Origin of the sequence: Synechococcus sp. A15-44, from assembly GCF_014280115.1 — a bacterium.
Classification (GTDB): domain Bacteria; phylum Cyanobacteriota; class Cyanobacteriia; order PCC-6307; family Cyanobiaceae; genus Parasynechococcus.
This window is the reverse complement of record NZ_CP047938.1, coordinates 1488563-1507296: the sequence shown is the minus strand read 5'-3', so window position 1 is coordinate 1507296 and position 18734 is coordinate 1488563. Positions and strand designations below refer to the sequence as shown.

General features: G+C 54.5%; 17 protein-coding genes and 1 pseudogene. 7 read left to right on the top strand and 11 right to left on the bottom strand.

Annotated elements, in window-relative coordinates:
- Positions 1-43 precede the first annotated feature (43 nt).
- The 4 genes from SynA1544_RS08470 to SynA1544_RS08455 all read left to right on the top strand — a co-directional run bounded on the left by SynA1544_RS08470 (position 44) and on the right by SynA1544_RS08455 (position 4285).
- Positions 44-976 (top strand): IS481 family transposase, encoded by a 933-nt coding sequence (locus SynA1544_RS08470; RefSeq protein ID WP_186512980.1) that lies wholly within the window; start codon positions 44-46, stop codon positions 974-976.
- Positions 977-1907: 931 nt separating this feature from the next.
- Entirely contained in the window at positions 1908-2162 is a 255-nt protein-coding gene (locus SynA1544_RS08465) for a hypothetical protein (protein ID WP_255477535.1), read from the top strand.
- A 323-nt stretch (positions 2163-2485) separates the two neighbouring features.
- Positions 2486-2737, top strand: coding sequence for a hypothetical protein (locus tag SynA1544_RS08460; RefSeq protein WP_186512976.1), 252 nt, complete (start codon positions 2486-2488; stop codon positions 2735-2737).
- Between the two features lie 1068 nt (positions 2738-3805).
- Positions 3806-4285 carry a nucleoside deaminase gene (locus tag SynA1544_RS08455; protein WP_186512974.1) on the top strand — a complete coding sequence of 160 codons (480 nt, stop codon included), beginning with the start codon at positions 3806-3808 and terminating at the stop codon, positions 4283-4285.
- A 215-nt stretch (positions 4286-4500) separates the two neighbouring features.
- Here the strand turns inward: SynA1544_RS08455 and SynA1544_RS08450 are convergent, their stop codons facing one another.
- From SynA1544_RS08450 to SynA1544_RS08440, 3 genes are all read right to left on the bottom strand, one after another.
- Positions 4501-4803 (bottom strand): hypothetical protein, encoded by a 303-nt coding sequence (locus SynA1544_RS08450; RefSeq protein WP_186512972.1) that lies wholly within the window; start codon positions 4801-4803, stop codon positions 4501-4503.
- Positions 4804-5843: 1040 nt separating this feature from the next.
- Complete coding sequence (locus SynA1544_RS08445; RefSeq protein WP_186512971.1) at positions 5844-6023, bottom strand: DUF4278 domain-containing protein; 180 nt, start codon at positions 6021-6023, stop codon at positions 5844-5846.
- 1022 nt (positions 6024-7045) lie between these two features.
- Complete coding sequence (locus tag SynA1544_RS08440) at positions 7046-7282, bottom strand: hypothetical protein (RefSeq protein WP_186512969.1); 237 nt, start codon at positions 7280-7282, stop codon at positions 7046-7048.
- 502 nt (positions 7283-7784) lie between these two features.
- Here SynA1544_RS08440 and SynA1544_RS08435 point away from each other — a divergent pair.
- Positions 7785-8021: pseudogene (locus SynA1544_RS08435) on the top strand (DUF3104 domain-containing protein); the annotation flags it as partial.
- A gap of 2022 nt (positions 8022-10043) precedes the next feature.
- Here SynA1544_RS08435 and SynA1544_RS08430 read toward each other — a convergent pair.
- From SynA1544_RS08430 to SynA1544_RS08415, 4 genes are all read right to left on the bottom strand, one after another.
- Positions 10044-10508 carry a hypothetical protein gene (locus SynA1544_RS08430; protein ID WP_186512965.1) on the bottom strand — a complete coding sequence of 155 codons (465 nt, stop codon included), beginning with the start codon at positions 10506-10508 and terminating at the stop codon, positions 10044-10046.
- Positions 10509-11162: 654 nt separating this feature from the next.
- Complete coding sequence (locus SynA1544_RS08425; RefSeq protein ID WP_186512963.1) at positions 11163-11423, bottom strand: hypothetical protein; 261 nt, start codon at positions 11421-11423, stop codon at positions 11163-11165.
- Between the two features lie 659 nt (positions 11424-12082).
- Positions 12083-12259 (bottom strand): hypothetical protein, encoded by a 177-nt coding sequence (locus tag SynA1544_RS08420; RefSeq protein ID WP_186512962.1) that lies wholly within the window; start codon positions 12257-12259, stop codon positions 12083-12085.
- Positions 12260-12719: 460 nt separating this feature from the next.
- On the bottom strand, positions 12720-13031 hold the full coding sequence (locus SynA1544_RS08415) for a hypothetical protein (protein WP_186512961.1): 312 nt from the start codon (positions 13029-13031) through the stop codon (positions 12720-12722).
- 927 nt (positions 13032-13958) lie between these two features.
- Between SynA1544_RS08415 and SynA1544_RS08410 the strand changes: the two genes are divergently transcribed.
- Both SynA1544_RS08410 and SynA1544_RS08405 read left to right on the top strand, forming a co-directional pair.
- Positions 13959-15347: a PhoH family protein gene (locus SynA1544_RS08410; protein WP_186512960.1), complete on the top strand. Its 1389-nt coding sequence runs from the start codon at positions 13959-13961 to the stop codon at positions 15345-15347.
- Positions 15348-15404: 57 nt separating this feature from the next.
- Positions 15405-16289 carry an LOG family protein gene (locus tag SynA1544_RS08405; protein WP_255477534.1) on the top strand — a complete coding sequence of 295 codons (885 nt, stop codon included), beginning with the start codon at positions 15405-15407 and terminating at the stop codon, positions 16287-16289.
- On the opposite strand, the gene SynA1544_RS08400 is transcribed toward SynA1544_RS08405, so the two are convergent.
- From SynA1544_RS08400 to SynA1544_RS08385, 4 genes are all read right to left on the bottom strand, one after another.
- Complete coding sequence (locus SynA1544_RS08400; RefSeq protein WP_186512958.1) at positions 16290-16610, bottom strand: hypothetical protein; 321 nt, start codon at positions 16608-16610, stop codon at positions 16290-16292. It abuts the gene before it with no gap.
- A 48-nt stretch (positions 16611-16658) separates the two neighbouring features.
- Positions 16659-17402: a fatty acid desaturase gene (locus tag SynA1544_RS08395; RefSeq protein ID WP_186512957.1), complete on the bottom strand. Its 744-nt coding sequence runs from the start codon at positions 17400-17402 to the stop codon at positions 16659-16661.
- Positions 17392-18348 carry an orange carotenoid-binding protein gene (locus SynA1544_RS08390; protein WP_186512956.1) on the bottom strand — a complete coding sequence of 319 codons (957 nt, stop codon included), beginning with the start codon at positions 18346-18348 and terminating at the stop codon, positions 17392-17394. Before SynA1544_RS08390 ends, SynA1544_RS08395 begins: the two co-directional genes overlap by 11 nt.
- 176 nt (positions 18349-18524) lie before the next feature.
- Positions 18525-18680, bottom strand: coding sequence for a hypothetical protein (locus SynA1544_RS08385; protein ID WP_186512955.1), 156 nt, complete (start codon positions 18678-18680; stop codon positions 18525-18527).
- Positions 18681-18734 lie beyond the last annotated feature (54 nt).

Sequence of the window (18734 nt, the reverse complement as noted above, 5' to 3'; positions counted from 1 at the left end):
TTACGGGTTGAGGTGCGACCCACCAACCCAGACCTCACGCCCCATGCATAGCCATCCCAATGCCCGGCTGACACAGAAGAGCCGGCTCAGGCTCGTCAATCAACACCTCCAAGACCGTCGTCCCCTGGCTGAACTGGCTGCAGAAGCAGGGATCAGCCTCCGCTGTGCCTACAAGTGGCTGGCCCGCTACCGCTCAGGCGGTGCACCTTCTCTGGCGGACCGACGCAGTGTTCGCCGCACCCAGCGGCGGACGTTCGATCCGCAGCAACTGCAGCACGCCGTGGAGCTCCGTCATCAACGGCTGCACCTGCGCCACATCGCGAGGCTTCTAGCAGCACCTTTCTCCACCGTGGCCAGGGTGCTCAACCGCCTGGGACTGGGGCGGCTGCGGAATCTCGAGCCCAAACCATCAGTCCAGCGCTACGAGCGGGAGCATCCCGGAGACCTGATCCATATCGACGTCAAAAAGCTCGCCCGCTTTCGAAAGGTCGGCCACCGCATCACCGGCAACCGCCAGCAGTGCCGCTCTACTGGCGTCGGCTACGACCGTGTCCACGTCGCCATTGATGACGCCACACGGCTTGCTTACGTCGAGGTGCTCGCCGACGAGCAGCAGGCAACGGCCATTGGCTTTATGAGCCGAGTTTTGGCTTGGTTCAACAGTCAGGGCGTCGAGTGCAGGCAGGTCATGTCTGACAACGGCCCCGCCTATGTCTCACGCAGCTTTGCCAAGGCCTGCAAAGCCCTTGGCCTCAAGCACATCCGCACCAGGCCCTACACCCCGAGGACCAACGGCAAAGCCGAACGGTTCATCCAGACCTTGTGCCGGGAATGGGCCTACGGGATGCCGTTCCAGAACTCAGAGGAACGCAATCAGTGGCTGCCTCGCTACCTGTCGATCTATAACCGTCTCAGGAAGCACACAGCACTCGGCGACCGATCACCTCAGCAGCGGCTCAACGAGCTGCTCCGCTGATCAACGTGGTGAGACACAACACCTAGTTCTAAAAAAGAGACTTCCGTCCTAGGTCTAAGTCAGTTCCAAATGAGAGGTTCTATGAAAGGTTTTCTGAATTGGTTTGGAGACGCTTTCGCCCATGCCATGGGTGCGATTGATGCAGAGGAGAAGAGCCATGTGCCGCCCCCAATTGGCATGACTCCTTACCGAGATCAGCTGATGAAGAGGGGCCATGGTTACTAGGTCTATGAATTATTAGGTCTGAGCATTCCCGATGCCATTTCAGGGCATTGGATTGATGGAGATCAGACTTCCCTCCTGTTTTCTTTGATGCAGGAGGGTTTTTTGTGGATAGGTTGAGCTGCTATCGGCTTTCCGCTCAGCAAATCATTTTTAATTTCGACGATTTTGCCTCGTAAGGCAATGAGCGTTAAGACCGATTGCCTTATGCGTCTCCGCTGACGAGAGTGAGTCCACTGAGATCGGAGGCGTCAATGAGAGACGACGGTCCAACCGAGCAGGTTTTAGAAGTCGCCTGACCTTTCGAGCATCTGCTCCACGAGTTTTCTCACCACCCATGGGCTTGCCCTAAATCTCGGCACCATCACTGCCGGGGGGCGCTCAGCATTGAGTCAGAACGTCCATCACCTGGAACCTTGGCCCCAGGAGCTTGAAAGGCCCGACACTTCGCCTCTCGCCAGCAATGGCATGCGGCATGGCCCCTGTTCAGCATTCACAGGGGTGTCGGAAGCGAGCCATAGGAGAGGTCACCCCATTCCTGTCGTAGATGGGCTGGCCTCTCATCCCCCGATCGCATCGCGGGGTCAAGAATGAACGAACGAGCGAGCAGTGCCGTCTTTTCAGGGGGAGAGCGGCTGCCCCTGCCTCAATGCATTCCAGGAGAACCATGCAGACCCAATCGAAGTCTCTAAGCCAACAGCGCCTGCTGATGTCTGTGGGTGAAGCGATGGAATGCCGCATCCGCAATGACAGGCAAAGCTATTTCGCTTTGGCCCGTGAGTTGGCCCATGCACAATTCGTCCTTGCTGACTCGGAGTTGAGCTGTCGTCTTTGGCAAGATGTCGCTGACCGGGAGTTGGATGTAGCGAGGTTTCTTCATCTGCTCTATGGCGGCTGGGATGTTGAAGACGATGAAGAGTTGCTTGAAGCAGACCAGCAGTTCCTGTCTCTCAAGGTGGTTTGATTGTCGGATACAGCTCGATTCAGCTGTTCTTTAACTCATCCAAAACAACATCAACAGGCCGTCTTCCTCTCATGGAGAACGGCCTTTTTATTGTCGCTTGTTGTCTGACTCCAACGTACCTCGGTTACTCAAGGCATCAAATCATCCTTGAACGCATAGCTGAAGCCCCATTCGCAGAACATTCATTTGCTGTCAGTGCACTGCTTGGGGAATGATAATCATTCAGGAGTTAATCCTCAGGCATTACTCATTTGCGTTTGATTAATCTAAGGAAGGGGGTGGGACCTTGTCCTTTAGTATTTTCATAATGTCTGAGGGATGTAATGAACACGATTCCAGACTCCGTTAGCTTCAGCCAGCTCTGCAGCTTTCTCAAGGCAAAGGTATCGCAAGATGATTTCGCCCAAGAAGTTGCTCTGGATTGGGAGGATCGCTTAAGCGAAATTCTTTTTGAGTTTGAAAGTTCTTTGGACGACTCCACCCAGAACAAAACAGCCGACCAGCTCATGGCTCTTGGATCATTTCGAACCTATTTGATGCTGAGCCTGAGAGCCCTTAAATCCTCAGGGCTCTGAGTTTTAGAAGCCCTCTGCTGCCTAAAAGACTCTTGGGAGCAGAGGGACAGGAGACCTAAGCCTCATGGCAAGCCAGGAGACTTGGCGTCTTGTAGTTTGCACATCCAGAAATCCCCAGGCTGTTCAACAGGCTCGGATGAGTCGTTAAGGGATAGAGCCGTAATCCAATCCCAATCTGTAGCCTGATTCCGTGGGAAGATCACCAACCCCAGGGATCAAATTGATCCATGTGTGTTTTGGAGGGTCAATGTCTACTCTCAAGTCCCCGAAATAGCAAACTTCTGCGCTTTCGAAGATCAAGGTTGGACAATCACCGTGGGCGAGGGGCAAAACATGAATTGACATGATCGTTCTCCTTTACTCGTCAAAAATCTTGCAAGCTGAAGCGTCTGGATCTATTGAGCAGCGATTTTCCCAGTAATCCTCTCTGGGGTTGCGAAAGTGCCTTTCGGCCATTTGCCAGGAGGTGGACGGCTTTAAATTGTTTGGCCTCAAATAAACTGGCTTGATGCGTTCAAGCGAGCACTGCTTAGGGCTACAAGACATACTTATCCTTATCCTCTTCTCTCTATTTATCATCAAGAATGGAAAAAAAGAAATAGGTACTTAACCAACCTCAATTATCTGTTCTTGTCCCCATTCGTCGCCCTCGTGATAAGCACAAAAGCTGATACCAAAAATCATCTTCCTGTGTAGACAGGAAACAGTCATCGAGGAAGCGATGAAAAGATTGACTCCAGCACACCAGCTCAAGCGACGGATTAGTAGAGATGCCGAATTTGCCAAAGGGCTGCGTGCATTAACCAGCACCACTGAAGCTGCCTGGTACTGCAACCTCAATGGAATCGCTATTTCTGCAAAAGAGTTGTTCTTTGAGCGAGGTCGTCTTTGCTCAGATGGAATTCCAACCTGGTCGGCTTAATCAGTCTTCCTGAGTTGGCGGTAGGGGGGATGGGCGAGCAGCCATCCCTCACTGGCTTGGGTGCGTAAGCAGAGCCAAAGCGTTTCATTCCCGTTTCCGAGGCTTTTCTGCTGCCAGCTTTGGAGGAGTTTCTGAACCGGGACGCTATGGCATCGGATCAAGATGAAGCCTTCATGCGGCGGGCGATCCGGGTGATGAGGGATGCCGGTGTGGTGTACAAAACCGGTGGCCCCTTTGGTGCGGTGATCGTCAAGAACGGCCAAGTGATCGCCGCCGCAGGCAACAGCGTGATTCAGGACAAGGACCCCAGTGCCCATGCTGAGGTCAATGCCATCCGCCAGGCCTGCCGCACCCTCGACAACTGGGATCTCAGTGGTTGCGTGATGTATTCGAGCTGTGAATGTTGTCCGATGTGTTATTCCACCGCCTACTGGGCCAACATTCGCCAGGTCTTCTATGCAGCATCTTGGAGCGATTACGAGGATCTCTTCTCGGATCGGGCGATCAATGACGACATTCGCAGACCGGTGCCGGATAAGGAAATTCGAATGCAGCAGATCCTTCAGAGCGAAGCCCAGGCGGTGTGGGCTGAGTTTCGTCAGTTGCCTGATGGTGCTCGCTACTGAATCACCGATCCACTCAGAAAGAAAACCCCAGGCGTGAAGTGAACTCTCCAAGGGTTGCTTTGGCTTCGAACACGGGAGACGGGGTCCAAGTCGTCTCCCTCTTGCCAATCAACTCCTGTAAAGCACAACTCGATACCCACATCTTGGGCTCTCGTCGCAACCAACGGGATTGAGCTGCCCTGCCGCAGTGGCTTGCCGGACAGCAACCCTCATGATCATGCTGCAGTTTCTTTTCCGCCGACGTCGATTTCCATTCCCATTTCGAACGCCATGGTCACTTCTTGGAATGTTGAGTCATAGACCCTGCACGTTCCCATGGTCTCTGTTGATTTCGTCATGGCTGAGACATAGGCGTCGAACTCAGTCTTGAAACAGCATTGATCGACCCATTGACCATGAGCAACTTGCTTGTGAACACAGAACATCCCACCCACCTCAGCCTGGCTGCGTTCAGAGTGTCTTTTTTTGCCAGTGAGGCCTGCTAGGCATTTTTGTTTGTAACCACTCGATGCAGTCATCGACGACTGTCTTAGAACTCAATTAGCCAATGGGTGCCTATGGATGTTTATTCTTTTTTGCTGATTATCTGTGTCATTTATCTTCTTCTCGTTGATACGAGCGGAGGTCATGGTTGGCATCGATAATTTGCTGATGTGTTATCGAGTTTGAGCTGAGATTCAGGCGCTTGTTGGGTCGAGGCGCTTTTTTCTCTCGACCAGTGTTTGCAGCAACTCTCTTCAGCCAGCTTCAGGAGCGCAGCGCATCCCGACGGGTGGTATGAGGCAGCTGGTGTGACCATCCAGAAAGGTGCGGGAATGGTTTGCCTGTCTTGAGAGGGCTAATCGCCCTTTGAGGCGGGGAGGCATGGCGTTTTGAAACCCCATCACTGTGCACGTAGCCCACACGCTCATGAACACTGAGCGAACCACGTCAAGCATTTTCAATGCTTTAAGAAGTCTCTGGCTTTGGCGTTCCACGGCACTACCCCCATTTAGGAGCATTCGCGCTTAACCACCTTCAGGAATCCCGCCTCTGGTTGAGGGCATGCCTGGCCTGATCACCATGATGACAAAGCTTGTTTCAACGGAATGGAGTTGCTGCGAGCATCCAGCCACGGCAAAGCGACAGTATTGCTTGTCGATCCGCCGAGTTTATGTAACAAACCTGCTCTTTTTAATGGATCTCAAAATCATCGGATCTTGACCAGAAGTAGCTCTTTGAGGGGGAGCAGATGTTTGAACCACTTGCGGTCCAGCTGCTCATTGGTCTCTACATCCTGATGGTCATGCTTGAGGCTGCCAAAAAAGATGCATCCAGGCAACATGGGAGGGGATCATGATTGAACCTATTGTTGTGCCCTTCATCTGGTTGATTCTTTTCCTTCTCATTGTTCTCCACGATGCCGATCAACAAGAAGACAGGACGCATCATCAGTGAACCTAAGGCAAACGAGTTATGATGTTCAGCGCTCGGCTGATTTCGAGTTGTTCCTTGGTTGCATCTTCCAACCACGCGTTAACGTTCTGACCAAAGCAACAGGTTCCTGTTCAATCCGGAGTTATCCCCGGTGCTTGATGTAACAGGCTCCTCGATAGGTGAGGTGAATCTGGTCGATCGGTCGTGACCCAACCTGCCGGCATGTGTTGTAGTGCTCCTGCCTGTACGTGAGCTCCAAACAGGTCTTTGGCTTGGGTGTGGGTGCTTTGTAGGTGTGGCCTCGATAGAGCAGATCATTCATGGGGATGTTCCTCGAATAGGAAAGAAACCCTGGTCGTGACGGGACGGCTTCAGGGTCTCCCTCAGCAACCGAGAGAGGTGTTCCGAAGCCTCCTTCGGCATTCGCAGAGAAAAGCCCCGCAGTAAAAAACAGGGCATTTGCTCGACGGCTGATGGAGTTACCAGCAACCTCATCGGCATACCCAATCAACTCGTGGTCATGCGTCTTCGCTACCCCCAATTGGGGAGGGTGTTGTTTACCGCCCCATCCCTGATCACAGCGTGGCTAGACCTGGATTAGCCGATAGGAGAGCGATGAAAAGCCAATGCTGGACCATCATGGGTGGCGGAAGGATTTGCACCGAGGACATCTCCAAAAAAAAGACCCCCTTTCATCTCTATCTCACCAAGGTTTTGCCGTAGGTGAAGAAGGAGTCTTGATTCTGAGCGGTAACCATCTTCGGAGCAGCCAAAGCCCTTCAGCCATTCGCCAAGCGGGACCTAATGCTTAGTACGTTCAAGCACTAAAACAACCTAGGCTAGGCCTAGGTCTGTTCAGTGCCTCGTTTTGAAGCTGACCTGATCTGTTGGGGGCCGCCGCCAAGCTCGCCCCCTCCCAACCATCAGGCCTTCGAAGGCTTGCTGCTTAATGCTGCGGACATGGCAGTGGCCAACAGCATGCAGCCTGCAACAGCTAGAAAACCCATGGTTGTGAACTGACTGGAGCAATCATTCCCGTTCACCTGCCCACCTGCCTGTCGCCGTTGCGACAGAGCTGTAAGGGCGCTCACCCTGGCTCGCCATCCTGAGGCGACGTTCGATCCAGTCGTTCGTTGCGGATGGGATGAACGTCTCTTTTCTGTTTTATTCACTTGGCTCAACCCGCAAAAATACTGTGGTAATTACTTCACTTCTCGAAATCGAGCTTGAGGAATAAGTTGTTCATAGAGATCAGGAGGGGAGATAGCTTTCCTCAATGTTTGTTTCTACTTGCTCGCTAGTTTTGCGTTGCTTGATTATCTCGGAAAGCTCTTCTATGAGCGATTATCCGAATGGCAGGAAGCGCGCCAGCTTGTTGGTGGTCATCCAGAGATGCGCGGCGTTGATCTTGAGCGAGATGACCTCATCTATTTCAAGGCAGATGAAGCCATCCGCGTGGCAGTTCTCGGCAATGACGAAGCGGGTACCAATGATCCTTTTCTCGGTGACCTCTTCCTTCTTTGATGAAGATGGTTTTTGACCAGATGCAAAAAGGTGCCAGTGAATGCGCGCCTTTGCCAACAAGGGGAGAGCTCTTGGTGGATCTGAAGTCATGCCACTTGGCAGGTGATCCTGATTGCAGCAGCTTGGGTGTTTGTGCAGGCCATTGGGTGAGGAAGAGACCGAGACGGCGGTGCTATTACTGTTTTTCTAGCGCCACAACTGCGGCACGTCATTTGTGCCGTCTCAACGTGTCATTGGCGCTCCCTGGCCTTTTTCACCTAAGCCATGGTTGAAGCGGAGGGCGCAGACGAAGGCGCCTTCTTTCCAATGGTTGTTCCGTTGGCCATTGGGCGCTGGTCACTGCACTGACTCCCTTCTGGCGATGCGGGGAGTCAGGCCAGCGTTGTTTGCGGCTCCTTTTTTTAAACCTCTCACTTACGAGGTATCCCGAATAACTTCATGGCTCCTTCTCTTGCGCCGGCGTTCGCCGCCGCACCAGCCCGTTGCTTGAGTCTTCAGATTTTGCTTCTGACCCCTTGAACAACTTCTTTGATAGCACAGCTGTACTGGCCTGAGGGTTGTGTCGGTTGATCGTGCGAGCGGCATTTCGGCGCCCAAGTCGGATCTCGTCTTCCTGCACAACAAATCGGGAATGACCGTGATCGTCACTCATACGGATGGGGCCTGGCGCATGGCAGATGTGATTTGGGTCGATGGTGGTGCCAGGAACCCCAAGGATCCGGCGTTGTTTCAGGTGGCTGATGTCGACACCGAAGTCATCAACTGGGTCAACGCGGATTTTGTGACCCACATCGTCCAAGGGTCTGAAGCCCCTGTTGGTGCGGGACGGGGCAGATCAGGTTTCGGAATGCAGACAGCAGCTCTGCCAGATAAAAACCATCTGACAATCAACTCCAGCTTCAAATGAACGTGGCGCGATTTCTGCTCAGGGACGGGAACAAGGTTGGTGCTGAAGTCTCACCAGAAGGGCTTGAGGTCTTCAGCTATGAAGACCAGAAGGGGCAACTGATCCATGCGTTGGCCACGGTTAAGGCTGAAAGGGAGTTCCTCAGGCAGGTCCCCTCGAAGCTGCTTCCCTTGGTTGTCCGTATGGAGCAGGCCCTTGCCAGGGCCGTTGGACGGAACTGAGACGAGCCGTAGATCTTCCCCAGGCGAAACCATCGGTCAGGTGACCGCTCGAAGTTGGTTCCGCCGCCCCTGAGTGGTTCGGGCCGTCCCGGGGCACTCCAGACGTAGCCCTGTCGAACCAGGCTGAGACGTGCCACCTGCTACACGCTGGTCGTGTAAGCCGTACGCATAAATACTTAGTCGCTCTGTTAGGACTGGGGTACGTCATGAGAGACGGAGGTCCCGGCATCGAACACCGGGACTTTTTCTTGGGCATCACCCACGGTTCGTCCAAAAAGGTTTGAACATGGGCCAGGGCGTAGGGATACCGCCCCACCGTCTTCCGTCCCACCGTCTTTTGCCACAACGCCTTCTGATGAGCGATCAGGCAGAGGGACAAGCCACAGGCTGTCCATAGGTTGCTTCCACATTTCCCATCCTCTAGACACGATGAAGTTGTGAGGAAAACACCTCATAGGATGGAAACAAGGTCGCATCCCTGAGATTGTTTTGAGGCCTCTGCCTTTGGCGGAGGTCTTTTTCTTGACTGCCCAGTTGTGAAGAGAGCGGTTTTCTTGTTGTCGAGCTTCAGGTATCACCAACTACTGCGGCCAGTGTCAGCCCTGTCATCATTGATTAACTGCACAAAGTAAGTGACGCTTGAAGAGCAATACATCACTCTGATGGATGCGGCTGGAAGGGTTACGGATGAATGGTGTCGGGAAAAATTTATCCAGGAAGCAGACAATGTTTTACTGCACATTAATGCTCAAGTTCTGAAGAACAGGCAAGAGCTCAACGTCATGTCTGCCTAAGGCGGTTGTCGTTCAAGCAGTGAGTTGTCCCCGTCGCAGGACGGGTTGTTGATGGCTTGTGCGGATGAACTTGTCTATTGACTCGCCAGGGCTTGGAAGATTAGAGCCGCAAAAAGCGACCAAAGTACGGTGCTTGCGAAGCGGTGCTCTAAGGCCAACCGACGGGATGTGCTCCTCATCAGTAGGTCCCGCGGAAAACCGTTGCGATCACTGAAGCAAGCGAGCAGGTAAACAACGCAAGTAGTGCGAACTCCATGAAGGTTGAGGTGTGGCCTGCTTCTGTCATGCCTCGGGTTGAAGTAGAGCTGTCGTAGCGGTCGGCACCAGAGAGCCCTGATAAGCGCTTTTACCCGAAGCGGCGAGGGAACCCTTTCTTTTTCTTGGCTTGCTGGCCACACCCTTCGTTTTGTCGTGATGGCGACGACCAGTCGCTGAACCTCACGTCATGATTCGGTTGCTTCTTCGGTGAAGGGGCGATGCGTCGAACGCGGGGGTGCTTAGGGAACACCCCCTTTTTTTGGCAGTTCGTAAACGATGCCCACGGCACCGCAGGCTGGTAAAAGAGGGTGATGTGGCTGGGACGCCAGCCCCTCGACGCATTCGTCCCCTTGTTAATGGGCGGCATTCCCTGCCGCCTTTTTTTTGCCTCTGGTCGACCGAACCATGGCCGGTGTCCACGACCTGTGCCGACGGTTCTCCCACTCCCTTTCACCAGGTATCTGGACGAAACTGAAGCGGTCGTCAAACGAGGGACACGGGCCTCTGGAGGTGAGATCTCCAGGGGCCTTTTTGTGTTCCTTTCGGCTCTTGGTGGGGAATCTCCCGCCAAGGGCTACAGCCCAATCGATAAGGGCTAGTTCAGTCAGGTATGTTCAATTTATTGCACGAACTTTTGGCTATGCAGCGATGTCTTGATCGATATAGTCCAGAAAATGAATCACTCTTCTTTCCTTCTTCTCTTGCAAAGCTTCCTTGGCAAGAGTCAGCAGCTGATTCTCTCGGGCTTTGATGGCGGTTCTCCACCGTTTGGGTTTGGGATTGGTCACACGGAAGGGCCCTGAGAGTGGAGAAATCTTGAGAGGCACAAGTCTTTTCAAGCCGCATGACGCTAGTTGGCACAAGTAAAAAACCCCAAGATGCGTGATGGATGTTGATGTGGGTTCGACCGGATACCGTTTATATGTATCAACCTGTACTCGCAGTTTGGCTGTAATAACAAGAGAAATCTCTTCACTCAGAAACCATGTCTCGGCATCCTTCGTGAGGAAACGCATGGGAACAGGGCTCATTGAAAAGCCCAGAGATTCGATGCGCAGTTGAAACCCGGAGTGGTTTGAGCCACAACTGGTTTGTTGCAGCAACTCAGATGGCTTCCAGCACTGAGCAACACAACACAGAAACCACGAGCTCCACTCGCATTGCAGCTGGGCTCATCCTCGGGTTGGCTTGTTTCGCTGCGGTGCTCACAGGAGGAATCTTTGTTGGCCAGACCATCGGTGAGGCGTTAAGCACGCTTCAGACCATCTCCCCAGTTCAGGTTGATCCGCTTCGCTGAAGTGTTGGAGCCGATCAGGCTTCAACGTCAGCCTTGTCATCGGCGTTGTGGTGGGCCTCAACTGAGGTGGCCTCAGTTGATTTGCTGCGAGGGCAGTCGCCAGCGTTTGCCGCGCCAATAAAGACAACCACTGACATGATCGCGACGATCACAGAGCCGCCTACTAAAGCAAGGTTCGGACCTTTCACGCCAGGTGTGTGCCGAAGGTCTGGTGACCCTAGTGCTGGATTCAGATCTGCGCGCCGATGTGGGTGGCACGGTCAGTGTTCACCCACGCGGTGGCCTTTATTGATCCTTGTTTTCTTTGTATCGGGGCAGGTCGGTCGGCTGAGCCAGCACGTAAACGACGGCAGCAGAGATCACCACGGTGACCACGATGAGAGCGGTGATAGCTGCTGAGTAGTCGTTCACTGAAGTCTCTCCAAAATGAAAGGTTAGGGCTGACGCTTTGCTGGCTGCGTCAATTGCCCGAAAGGGCCTGGCTGTGGATCGTGGTCACCGTGTTGTTCAGATCACCCACATCCCGTAGTCCTTCGGCGCTGAACCAGGGTGCGTTCTCCCAGCTGAAGCCTTCACCAAAAGTGTTGTCGGGTGCCGTGACGTACCAGTGACAATCCACATCGGGCGTATCAACGGAGCACTGCGACCAGTCCGGCTGCCACTGAGGCACCTGGACCCACATCACTGCTGCAAACACCAGGGAGAACAAAGCTTTGAGCATCAACCGAGTGCGCCTTATCGAAACTTAACACGATTTGGTCTCAGGATTGGAATCGTCGACGGCACTGACGATCACACCCTCAATGCTCGAGCAAGAACGGGTTTTGGTAGTCAGTGACTCGATTTCAAGCGGTCGAGCGGGATACAACCGAAGTGCCGTGCTGTGAGTTCGAGGGCACACCGGTGGCGGAATCGCATCCCTCATCGCTCGACGCGATGTGATTCCGTCGTGTGGCTCCAACTTTTGCTTCAACTTTGATCGACGTTCAAGGTGAAAGAACAACTTTTGAGAGTGTTGGCGCCAGGCTTCGCGTCACCAACTGAAGACGTGATCCCGAAGCTGGCCTGTCAATCGAGGGCAGGCGGCGGCAGCCTCATCAGGCTGCGGGACCTCTGTGCTCCAAATGATGTACTGCGTTGAGCGAAGCGATGGGCCCGACCAATGGGTTCAAGAACAGTGCTTCAAGACTGAGTTCAAGGCGTTCGTGAATGCACGAGCCAAATCTCTTGCTTTCACAAACGTGTATCGCGTGATCTATCAAAGCCCTGGTCTCTCAGGCGAAGTGCTGAGGGTTGCGAAAGGAAAGGCACTTTTGAATTCCGATGACCGGCTGGTTGGATGAGCCGTTCAGCTGGGGTGGCTCGCTCCGTCCGCTCAGGTCAGGACTCTTGTGCTGGTTCCTCCTGGGGAATGGCACTGGAGTTGAGACTCGATGGGTCGGCGCCTTGGCTCAACTCTTCCACTTGGGCCAATCGCTCCACGAGGCTGAGGGTGTCGTTGGGAGACAACTCGCCGTCATCGCCCCACTTGAGACTGGCAAGGTCAAGTGGGCACATAGGGGAGCGTGATACTGCTTGGAAGCTATGGGCACCGAGATGCCTTCTGAGGCAATGCTCCCTGAAGATTCACGAAAGAAATCCTGAACTGAGTAACCCCTCGATACTCATTGGTTGGTCACGCTTTCGTCCACGCACGATCCTGCCTTCGTGGCGGCAGGCAATCGGGAAGGGTGGCTTCCTTGCTCCGTGCCTTCCCCCCCCTGCCACGTTTTCACACTGCAAGCTGCTGCAAACAAGAAAACCCCGGAGTGACGGCTCCAGGGCTTCCCTTATTCACCCGAAAGAATCAGTTTCAAAACTCTCTCGGATTCGAGGAGGAAAACCCCAAGAGCATGGAGGTCCTCAGGGCATTCACTCGACGACCGCCGACAGATCGCATGAACTGCAGCCGGTGTGATCAATCAACTCCTGTGCATTCGCTTCTCGATACCCCCATTTGGGGTGGTCATCGCAACGGTCATCTCAACCAAGGCGATTGCGTCACCTCCAGGGTGTACTCCCCTGTGCGGGTGAAGCGCAGCGGGATCGAGTTGATGCGGATGTAGGTCTCGCCCTGCTCGGCAGCCAGAAAGCTGAACTCATGCTCAGCACTGTTCACCATCACGTTGCCGGCGCGCTGCATGAAGTCACAGCGAAAGGTCTCCACGGTGGTGTTGGGGCCGTCGTAGCTGAGCAGTCGACAGGTTGAGGCAACGATCTCAGCACTTGCCGGAATGGCTGTGGCGATGGCAAGGCATGCCGCGGTAAGGCTGGTTCGAATCCAAATCATCGGAGCACCCCGCAGTGCGTTGCGTTCGATTCTTGCCCTCACTCTGCAGCCTCAATCCTTTCCAAGCCGGCGGTGTTGGGTGACTCGCAAGATTCTCTTAAGCATTGCAGGGCGCGTCTGCGGCTGTTCTGCGCGATAGTTACTCCACGCGTAAGGGCCGAGAGACCACGACGCGAGATCTGAATAAGAGGAAACTCCAATGAGCAGGAGAGGCATTCATCCCCTTTTGATGGGGTTAGACAAAACCGCGCAAAAAACCGAGGAGCCATCAAAGCAAAGCGATCTCACCGGCAATGAATCGGCTCAACGCAAGCGGTTCATCCGATCGGAAGAAGAAGATTCAGGCAACCAGCAGGCTGCTTGATCAACTAGATCAAGTGATCAGAGCGCGGATGAGTCCATCCATCTGCGTGGGCCATTAACCGCTCTTTCTCTGGGAAGAGCGGTTTTTTGTTTGTGTAAAGGAATAGGTTAAGTACCTATTGATTCTGGAGGGGAGAGGAGTAGAGATAAGTCAGCGACAAGGAGAGAGATGGTCACGATCTGTTCAGGTTTTTTCGATCTATGCATTCCCCTCAATGCATTTGACAAGACGCAGCAAGTGCAGGCTGACGAACCCAAGCAAGCGATGAAATCTCAGCACGATCTGTACTGGGAAGAACGTTGCGACACGTCCCCCACTGCGCCTGGCTGCAAGATGTACGAGGACTGAGCCCAGCACGTCTCAGTTGACGCCATCAAGGCATTGCAATCGATTCTCTTTGGTTCCTACAACAAACCCTGGCTGATCTGCCTGGTTTTGTTGTTGAATTCTGCTTTCTCCCTGCGTCTTACATGCGGGGAGAAGGAAGTCTGCTGTGGTGATTTTGCAGGGTAAGACCTTGATGCTCTTTTTAACACCAATTGATCCATCAATGGTGAGATTCCATGAAAGACAAAATTGTCGTTCTCGACACGAATGTGCTGCTCCACGATCCTGAGGCGCCGCACCGCTTTGGTGATTTCAGGGTTGTGATCCCCATGCAAGTGGTTGAAGAAATCGATCGCTTCAAGAAAGATCACTCTGAAAAAGGCCGAAATGCCCGGCGGATTTCAAGGCTCTTGGATTCCTGCCGGGCCCGCGGAAGCCTTGCCGATGGTGTTCCGATTGAGGGAACAAACCACGGCATGCTCCAGGTGGTGTTCTGTCAGGCCCAAGCCCTCCAAGACTTGCCGGCAGAACTGCAGGGAGGAGGCGGCGATAACAACATCCTTGCGGTGGCCCTCGAGCAGATGCGATGCAGCGGGCTGAAACAGGCGCCTGAGGTTGTGTTGATCAGCAAAGACATCAACCTGCGAATCAAGGCGGATGCGGTGGGCCTGCATGCCGAGGACTACGTCAACGACAACGTCTCGATCGACGATCTCTACGCAGGGTTCCGTGAACTCAGCACCGATGCTGAGACGATTCAGACCCTGCATGACGAGGATCAACTCCCTGTGGAAGCTGTCGCCGATCCCGAGGGGCAGCATCTTCAGGCCAATGAAGGCGTGGTGCTGGTGGATCAGCGCAACGACAGCCACACCCTGCTGGCCCGGCATCAAGGCAACAGCAACACGATCAAGCCGCTGCACTGGTTGAACCGCGCCCATTTGGGGCGGATCAAAGCCAGAAACCGGGAACAGAGCTTCGCTCTGGATCTGCTGCTCGATCCCTCCGTTGCTCTGGTGACTTTGGTGGGCAAGGCCGGCACAGGCAAAACGCTTCTGGCCATCGCTGCAGGTCTGCACCAGGTGGCCGACACCCATCACTACGCCCGCCTGTTGGTGACGCGCCCACCGATCTCCCTCGGCAAAGACATCGGCTACCTGCCGGGCACGCTTGAGGAGAAACTCGGCCCATGGATGAAGCCGATCATCGACAACATCGACTTCATCACCGGTTCGTCTCCCGGCGAGGACGCTGATCAGTCGAAGAAACAGCGGCAGCGCGAACCACGCAACGCCTGGGCCGACCTTCAAGGCATGGGCTTGCTGGAGGTGGAAGCGATCAACACCATCCGCGGCCGATCGATCCCCCATCAGTTCCTGGTGGTGGATGAGGCGCAGAACCTCACACCGCTGGAAGTGAAAACGATCGTGACGAGGGTGGGTGAAGGAACCAAGGTTGTCTTCACCGGTGATCCATATCAAATCGACAATCCCTATGTGGATGCCGAAAGCAACGGACTCACCTGGCTGGTGGAAAAGCTCAAAGGTCAGCCCCTGGTGGGCCACATGACCCTCACCAAGGGAGAGCGCAGTGAACTGGCTGAACTGGCCGCCAACATCCTCTGACGCAAGACGACATCGCCGATACCGCCGACATCGCTAACACCCATGACTGTTGAACAGATGACTCAATTCCCAAATACTGCATCACCTGAGCAAGCCAACCTGGATGCCATTCTCAATTCCCCCACCTACCGAATTGCCCATGAAGATTCAGACCTGCTGAACAGCAACGACATGCGCGGTGTGCGCATGCTGCTTGAAATCACCAAGCCGGATCTGCACCTGGAAACGGCCGGGATCGAATCGACCATCATTGTTTTTGGTGGCGCCAGGATTGTCGATCAAGTCACCGCAGCAGCGAAGCTGGCGCAAGCCGAGCAACTCCTCAGCGCAACTCCAGGCTCATCGGCGTTGCAGAGACAAGTCGTCCATGCCAAACAGCTCGTGGAGCTGTCTCGTTTTTATGACGCTGCCCGGGAGTTTGCTTGTCTGGCCTCCCGGCACGGTCAGTGCAACAGGGAACAACCCCACGATTGCTCATCCCACGTGATCGTGACCGGTGGAGGGCCGGGAATCATGGAGGCCGCCAACCGGGGTGCCTTTGACGCCGGCTGCCGTTCCATCGGGCTGAATATCACGCTTCCGTTTGAACAACATCCCAACCCCTACATCACTCCTGATCTCTGCTTCAAGTTCAATTACTTCTCACTGCGCAAATTCCATTTTGTGATGCGCTCGATTGGCGCCATCCTGTTCCCGGGGGGCTTTGGCACCCTTGATGAACTGTTTGAGCTGCTCACCCTGCGGCAGGTCGGCACCAAAGGCAGCATGCCCATCGTTCTGTTTGGAACGGAGTTCTGGAGGAGACTCGTGGACTTTGACTACCTCGCCGAAATGAGCCTGATCTCTGATGATGATCTTGATCTGATTCATTTCTCAGACACTGCCGAGGAGGCCTGGGAGTTCATCCGCAGCCGAACGCAGGCCGAGCCCGAGGCAAGTTGATCAGAACATCGACATGGCCTTGATCTTGCTCAGCTTCAGTTGATTGAGACCATTCAGATCGTCGTAGTTGATCAGCTTCTGCTTGATCATGTCGGCCAACGTGAACAGGATATTGCTGAAATCAAACTCTATCCGCCCTTCGTATTGATAGCGCTCCGTGCTCAGATAGTCGTGAAATTGCCAGATGGATTCGGGCGTATCCAGCTTGGTGCTCAGATCTTTGAGGTTATCAATCAAGGTGAGGATGGATCGCTGTTTTCCCAGGTCAAAGGCCTGCCGGGCAACCGCTTCTTCTTCAGAGGTCCAATCGGTTGCAGACATGGAGTGTGAGGGGGGAGAGAGCGTAGGGAAACTGGTTCTGGTGAGAACTCAGTGAACCAATCGACCTGTGCGTAGTTCCGGCAACAGGAACCAGGGCGCTTTGGGATGGTTGTGATGCTCGCGATGGTAGCCAAAATGGTAACAAGCGAGCAGTGATACAAACGGATGAAGATTCAAGCTTTTGATTGAAACTTCGTGGCCTGTTTGTGTGTGTTCTTTTCGATGGGGCAGGTAAGTGCCAACAAAGAAAAGTTGTGCGGTGCTGATCAGCAAAGGAAGCAGAAAAACCACAGAAACTGTGATCAACGGCTGGCTCTGATGCGTTTGCGCTGCAAGCAGCAGAACCGTGAGAACGAGGACCAGTCGGCTGAGTTGTGCTGTGTTGAGGTAATTGCGCATAAAGCGAACCAACCAAGCCAGCAGCGAGCGGTTGTTGGTGGGGCAGAAGTCGGGGTCAGCCTCCGATTCAGGCATCCGGTGATGCCGATGGTGGTTCCGTTTGCAGGCGTCGTAGTTGAGGCCGGCGTAGAGCCATAAACACACCCGGCCGATTCCTTGGTTGATCCCTGCATGACCCGGCACCAGGCTGTTGTGCATGGCGTCGTGGGCAAGGATGAACAGGCCGGTGTGCAGGAAGCTGCGGACCAGAACCCAGGCGGTGATCATCAGGGGATGCAGCTGATCCAGGTCAAACTGCAGGCCGATGAACAGGGTCACCAGCCAGGAGATGCCGATCAGGGCTCCCAGCTGGAGACCGCGCCAGGCGCTGCCCTTCAAGTTGTCACTTGGCACCAAGCTTGAGCAGTTCAGCGGGCGAGGCGAGGAGGTCGATGGCAACGAAGTAGATCTTGTCGTTTTCATCGAGCAGGAAGCGCCAGGCCACGTTCATGCCCACTTCGCGGCCGAACCAGGGGGTCTGCACCTTTCCGGTGACTTTGATCTGGTTGAAGCCACCTTCTGCCGGTTCGCCGAATCCGCCCTGGGGCATCAACTTCAGGTTCTGGCAGTCGCGCTTGAAGAACTTGAGGATCGCTTCGCGGCCCACGATCGGACGCTGGAAGGGGGGCTGAAGCGCACCGTCGTCGAGGAACAGGTCGATCAGTTGATCAAAATCGTTGGCGTTCAACAGCTGCATATAGCTGAGGATCGTCTGGTTGAGCACGCCGGGGATGAAGATCTCCTCACGCTCTTCCACCGGGGTGGGGGCGACGATCGGCTCGGCCACGATCTTGCTGTCGTCAACGTTGGGATCGAATCCCATGTCGACGACGAAGTTGCGCAGCAGGGTGATCTGCTGGCCCTGCTCCACCTTCTTCACCGCTTCGAGCACAGAGTTGGCGTTGGCGGAGAGCTTGTAGCCCTGGGGGATGGGGGCGACTTTGCCCTGGCGCATGTATTCGCCCAGCTCGTACCAGAAGCAGAGCTTCACGTTCACCGACCAGTAGGCGTAGGTGCTGGAGATGGGAGTGTTGATCTTGGCGGCCAGGTCGCACATAACCTTGGTCTGCTCGTCGAAGCTCATCGCCAGGATCTGCTCGAGGATCGGGCGAGCCAGTTGCATCCGTGCAGCGCCGGGGGCCGCCACGGTGATGGTCTGGCCCATCTCGAGGTAGGCGAACCAGATCAGGGCGAGCTGGTCTTCTGCCGAGAGCAGTTTGAAGCGAGCGGTGATGGCCGGAACGGCGTCGGCAGTGAGGGTGTCCGGGAAGATCTGGCGAGCTTTATCGAGCGTGAACATCCAGGACGGATCGAGGGGATTTGCGGACTGTAACACTATGTTTCGTTATGTAAACAGGCCTCTCTGCCTGATTTTTTGCTCGTTACTGAACACTCGCTGCTGCAGGGTCTTGCCTGGTGTCTCGCCTGCTGATGGGGTTCTTCTCTGTTCCTGCTGAGGCGGTTTAAGGCAGAGGCTTACGTCTGCTGGCGCTGTTTCTTGCGTTGATCCTCGATCTGAAAGCGCAGCTGCCTCAGGTTCTCAACATTGAGCTGGTGTTCGCCGGCGCTCCAGTGCTGCGGGTTGGCGACACGAATCTCCAGTTCTCGCAGGCGGGAGCGATCGAATTGCATGTCGAGCTCCAGGAGACGTTTCAGTCTGTTTGTGCTGTTCCCGGCTCGGCATGA

Coding starts and splice junctions, on each gene's coding strand:
- SynA1544_RS08385 (WP_186512955.1), bottom strand. CDS start 18,680: ATGCAATTCGATCGCTCCCGCCTGCGAGAACTGGAGATTCGTGTCGCC.
- SynA1544_RS08465 (WP_255477535.1), top strand. CDS start 1,908: ATGTCTGTGGGTGAAGCGATGGAATGCCGCATCCGCAATGACAGGCAA.
- SynA1544_RS08425 (WP_186512963.1), bottom strand. CDS start 11,423: ATGCTCAAAGCTTTGTTCTCCCTGGTGTTTGCAGCAGTGATGTGGGTC.
- SynA1544_RS08445 (WP_186512971.1), bottom strand. CDS start 6,023: ATGAATGATCTGCTCTATCGAGGCCACACCTACAAAGCACCCACACCC.
- SynA1544_RS08470 (WP_186512980.1), top strand. CDS start 44: ATGCATAGCCATCCCAATGCCCGGCTGACACAGAAGAGCCGGCTCAGG.
- SynA1544_RS08410 (WP_186512960.1), top strand. CDS start 13,959: ATGAAAGACAAAATTGTCGTTCTCGACACGAATGTGCTGCTCCACGAT.
- SynA1544_RS08420 (WP_186512962.1), bottom strand. CDS start 12,259: ATGTGCCCACTTGACCTTGCCAGTCTCAAGTGGGGCGATGACGGCGAG.
- SynA1544_RS08460 (WP_186512976.1), top strand. CDS start 2,486: ATGAACACGATTCCAGACTCCGTTAGCTTCAGCCAGCTCTGCAGCTTT.
- SynA1544_RS08415 (WP_186512961.1), bottom strand. CDS start 13,031: ATGATTTGGATTCGAACCAGCCTTACCGCGGCATGCCTTGCCATCGCC.
- SynA1544_RS08400 (WP_186512958.1), bottom strand. CDS start 16,610: ATGTCTGCAACCGATTGGACCTCTGAAGAAGAAGCGGTTGCCCGGCAG.
- SynA1544_RS08450 (WP_186512972.1), bottom strand. CDS start 4,803: ATGACTGCATCGAGTGGTTACAAACAAAAATGCCTAGCAGGCCTCACT.
- SynA1544_RS08390 (WP_186512956.1), bottom strand. CDS start 18,348: ATGTTCACGCTCGATAAAGCTCGCCAGATCTTCCCGGACACCCTCACT.
- SynA1544_RS08455 (WP_186512974.1), top strand. CDS start 3,806: ATGGCATCGGATCAAGATGAAGCCTTCATGCGGCGGGCGATCCGGGTG.
- SynA1544_RS08405 (WP_255477534.1), top strand. CDS start 15,405: ATGACTCAATTCCCAAATACTGCATCACCTGAGCAAGCCAACCTGGAT.